This is a genomic window from Streptomyces griseorubiginosus, assembly GCF_001514195.1.
In the GTDB taxonomy this organism is placed as follows: Bacteria; Actinomycetota; Actinomycetes; order Streptomycetales; family Streptomycetaceae; genus Streptomyces; species Streptomyces griseorubiginosus.
The window spans coordinates 157117-162211 of the sequence record NZ_KQ948748.1; the positions used below are offsets into that span (position 1 = coordinate 157117).

Consider the following 5095-nt stretch of genomic DNA (forward strand, 5'->3'; position numbering starts at 1 on the left):
CGGGCGACGACGACCGGAGCGCGTGGCTCGCCGCGGCGACCGCGTACGAGCGGGCCGTGGGCCGTGCCGTTGCGGCCGATCCCGTGTGGCGGCGGGCCGCGCAGGCCACCCTGAAGGCGCTCGTCCAGGCCGTGACCGAGATCGCTCCGGACGAGGCCGCGGTGCCGTTCTTCCCGCCGGGCGCCGGCACCGCCGAGGCGCTGACGCAGGCGCTGGACGCGCTGCTGGTGGTGGGGGAGGAGAACGGGCAGCGGCCGCCCACGCTGGCAGCCGTCATGGACGCCGTAGCCCGGGGCACGGCGTTCTACGCCGCCCAGTGGAACATTCGGGCGCCGCGCCCGGAACCGGCGCTGACCACCAAGCTGCACGCGCTGGGATATCCGGTCCCCGAGGTCCAGTCCGCCGAACGGGAGGCACTGATCCAGTCGGTCGAGACGATGCTGCTCGTCCATCAGCGCATCGGCGTCACGTCCCTCGGAGCTTCGGTCGGCGACTACAGCGACCGGGACGCGACGGCCATCGGCTTCCGCAACGCGTTGGCCGGGTGGATGACCATGCGGGGGGAGCTGACGCTGGCGGACGTGTTCGGCGCGGCCCAGCGCGTCGGCGTGATCGACCAGGACGACTCAGTTCCACCCCGCTGGATGGAACCGGATCTGAGGTCGGCGGACTCGGTGGAGGCCGACGTCGCGGAGTTCCACGGTCTCGTGCCGTTCCTGCTGCAACCCACGGGCAACGATCCCGATCTGCTGCGTTTCCCGCACGAGATCAGGTTCACCCAGTGGGCGCAGCCCCTGCTGGACCCGCAGGTTCCCGGTGTGCGGGCGGTGACGGTGGACGATCTGAGGACCGACCTCACGGACCGTTCAGTCCGGTACGCCCTGGGCGGGCGGGACCAGGACGCCTGGTGGCAGCGCCGGAGAGCGTTCATCCAGTGGATGCGGGAGCACCGCCCCTTCTACCGGGGTGCTCCGCCCCCCGGTCACCTCATCGCCCTGTACCTGCTGGGCGGAGACGACGCGGCGCTGATGCACCCGGACGTGACGGCTGCCGCGAACGGCAGGGAGGTGCTGCGCGGGCTGATCCGGCAACGGCTCGGACGGCTCAACGGCAGAGCGTCGGCCGACGAGGTGGCACTGGTGCTGCTGCGCGAACCACTGGTGGCCGACCTCGTACGGAACGTGGGATACGCGCCGGCGTACCTGGACTGGCTGGCCAACGTCGTGGCCACGGACCGCCTGGTGGCCGAGCTGGCGCAACTCGCGGAGATGGCGCGCCGGGCGCTGCTGACGTTGCCCGAGGCCGGCGGGCAGGTGTGGTGGGCCGGGCCGGTGCCGACCGCGTACGTCGAGGACTCCGGGCTGGTACGGCTTCCCGGCCTGTTCCAGGCGACCTCGGACGGCCGGGCGGCGGTCGACGAGGCGCTCCGCGCCGCCCGCCTGATGGGTTCGGGGCTGCCGGTCGTGTTCCGGGTGGACAGGGCGGATCAGGCGCGGGCGGCCGGGCCCTTCGGGCGGCACCCGGGCGCACAGGTGTTCTTCCCCGACGGCGCGCTGCTGCGCCCCGGGAAGCCGCAACCGGCACAGACGGCGTCGGGGCAGCAATACGTCGTCGTTCCCCTGGAGCCGGCCGGCCGGAACTCCGGGCCGGCATGGCGGCAGACGCCCATCAGTCGGCGGTTCACGACCGAGCACGGAATGCCCTACGGCGAGGCCACCTTCGGCAGCGTGGACTGGCTCCGGCGGGCTGCCGTCTACCGCAATCTGCACCGCGTCCCGCTGTACCTCGTCAAGGGGCCGGACGGCACGGTTTCCGCGGTAGTCATGGCCCCGGTCACCCCCTGGTACACCGAGGGCCGCCGACCGACCTTCCTCGTCAGCGCCGGCCATGGACAGCCGGGGTTCAGGCGGGGCTACGGCCCTGAAGGAGCCGTTTTCGTAAGCGGCGGCAGAAGCGGCGTCTGGGCGGACGAGGTGAGCCGGGAACTCGGTCTCGATCCGGCGTCCCTGCCGTTGCTGCTTCTGGTCTGCTACGCCGCCGATGGCGGCGCCTCCGATGTTCGGTCGGTGGCCCAGTACGCGGCGCACCGGCGCGCGGGCGGCGCAGTCGTCGGACCCACCGGCGACGCGGGGACGATTCAATACCCCGGCTCCATGACACCGGACGTCTATAACCAGGGCACGCCAGGCGGCGCGACCGCCGAGTGGCTGACAGTCGCCGGGCAGGCGGCGTCGGCCCACCGCGTACGGGCCGGCCTTCCGTTCGGCGGCCGCCGGGCGGGACGCCGCATGCTGTTCGCATCCCCTTCCTGGAAGGGCATCGCCGAGGCGCACGAGCGGGCGGTCTTCGACGCCCTCGCGGGCGACCCCGTGCTGCGCGACGCTGCGCTGCGGTTCGCCGCCGCGCTGACCCGGGCCGGCTATCAGGTGAATGTGCCGGCACAGCCGACGCTCGTGGACGTGATGAACGCGATCGACGCGGCCGTCCGCATCGGCTCCGACGATGCCGTCACCGGCGACGAGCGGGGAGCGGCGTACCTCGCGGAACGCGGCATCCTGGTCGGCGGCGCTCCTTACCGCAGCATGGCGCTGCTGTTCGCGGCATATCGCCGCGTCGCGCTCGGCGGGCAGGGCGCCACCGCCATCGACGAAAAGCCGTTGCTGGCGGCGGAGATCGCGAGGCGCGGGGCCATGGGACACACGCTCGCCGAGATCCTCCACGACTACTCGGTCAATGTCGTGGGCAACGACACGAACAACCGGGGCGTCGCCTGGAACACGCTGCGGGACGCCCTCCTGGGCGACGCCATCGACATCTACGGCTGGGTGCGCGGGAACCTGGAACCGTTCACCAGGGGTCGTCGCGCTCTCACCGAACGTTACGGCGACGCGTGGCTGCCGCCGCACCACCGGATGTACCCGTCCGAATTCGCCGCGCAGACCACCGGCGGACTCACACTGCCCGAGGGGCTTGCCGGAGCGATGAGGATGCTCGTCCCGTCGGCAGGGCAAGTGCCGCCGATTCCGACGGGCCTGGCGGACCAGATGGGCGCGGACAGTTGGGCCGAGCGGTGGACCGCGCTGCGTACGTGGCTGTCCACGCACCCGGTCTCAGTGATGAGCCGTCTGCTGCCGGCACACCTGACCGCACTGTCCCTGGCGACGCATGGCACCGACCACCATCTGCTGCGGATGGTCGGCGACGATGCGGCCGTGAACGACGTCCTCCCTGCCGAGGACGCCCTCGGCGCGGAGCTGCAGGCGATGGTCGAGAGCTTGGCGCACGGTTCGCGGGACTTCCCGTACCTGCTCATGCAGGACGACGAGTTCGAACAACTGAGCCGGATGACCCAGGACCCCGCGGCGCGCGAGCAGTTGGTCAGGCGAGCCGGCGAACTGGCCGGTGCGGTACGGCAGTCGCTGCCGCTGCACCGGGGAATGCTGGCCGAGGCGTTGGACGTGCTGCCCGCCCTGCCCGAGGACCAGCCGGTATACATCTGGCTACGCCTGCCCGGCGAGGGGCCCGAGCCGGCCTTCGTCGTGCCGGAGTTGATCACAATTCCGGCCATCGAGACGCCCGTGCGCAGTCTGGAGGACGCGCTGGCGCTGCTGCCCGACGGCGGCGACGGCCGCCCCCGGGTGGTAGTGCAGGTCAGGCGTTCGGCGGTGCGCGATGTGTCGTTCGCCTCGGGCCGTCCCGGTCAGCGGCAGGCGATGTTCCCGTGGGACACCGAGGTCCGGGTCGAATCGGTCGGACGGTTCCAGGACGCCGACGACCTGCCCTACCTGCTGGTCGTCGCCGCCGATGTCACCGCGGACCCCCGCCCCGTCGGCCCGAACGACGCCGACTCGGCGCCGACGGCGCCTGCCCCTCAGACCGTCGCGCCGCATCCCGGCGTGGAACCCGTGGCTGACGCGCCGCAGGACCAGGAATCGGGGTGGGAACCACGGCAGGAACCGGAACACGAAGAGGCGCCGCAGAGCCAGTCGTCGGACGAGGACGCCGACTCGGACGAGGAGGCTAGCTCGGGTGAGGACGCTGATTCCGACGAGGAGATCGGCTCGGACGAGGAGACCGACTCGGACGAGGACGCCGACTCGGGCGAGGAGGCTAGCTCGGGTGAGGACGCTGATTCCGACGAGGAGATCGGCTCGGACGAGGAGAGCGACTCGGACGAGGTGATGACCGAGGCACCTGAGAGGGCCGCTGACCCCGTGCCGCCGCGGCAGGGCACGTGGGAAGAGGACGCGATCGCCGCCGATCGGCGGGCCGCGCTGCTCTTCACCGGCCGACGGTCGGGACTGGGTGAGTTGGTCGAGATCGACGGCTTCCAGGACGTCGTGGAGGGCCATGAGACGGCGATCGCGAAGCGGTTTGCCGGCGCCCCGGACGTGAAAGCTTTTGCGACGAGGCTCCACGTTGCCCTGATCGGCGAGTACGTGGCATCCAGACGGCGTCCATTGACGGTCGAGCGCCTCATGGAGGAGATCGGCCAGGCCGTTTACGGTCCTCTTCAGGTGCGGGAGGTCCTTGCCGAGCACGGGGGTCAAAACCTGGCCGATGCGCTCAGGGCGCGCGGCGTCGTGGCGCGCCAGGCCAGGCCGCGCGCTGTGGCGCCGCTGTTCGAGGCGCTGCGGCGGGTCATGCCCGTACCGCGGGACGCCGATGCGGCCGTGCTGGACCGGCAGTTGCTCAAGGCGGTCATCGCGTGGCGCGTGCTCGCCGGAGAAGCGACCATCAGCCAGATCCTCCGCGACTACTCCGCCAACGTCGCCGGTGACGGCCGGGCCGTTCCGTCGGACACCTTGAACGACGCCCTGGACGGCGACTTCGTGGACATGTACCACTGGGTGCACACGGACTTGGCGCCGTTCTCCGGAAGCCACGAGACCCTCACGCGTTTGCACGGCAACGCCTGGCAGCCCCCGCACCACCAGATGTACCTCCGGTTCTCCGCACCGGCCGCCGGCGGCCCGGAGATGCCCGAGAATCTGGCACAGACGATTCAGGAGTTCTCACTGCCGGACCGGCCTGACCGAGTACCCGCGCGGATAGGTGCGCAGGTGTTGGGCGCGAGGGGCTTGGACGCGCGGCC

Annotated in this window: 1 pseudogene; it reads left to right on the forward strand. The window is 71.6% G+C overall.

Annotated features, from left to right (window positions below):
• Window positions 1-5095: pseudogene (locus AQJ54_RS45915) on the forward strand (hypothetical protein); the annotation flags it as partial.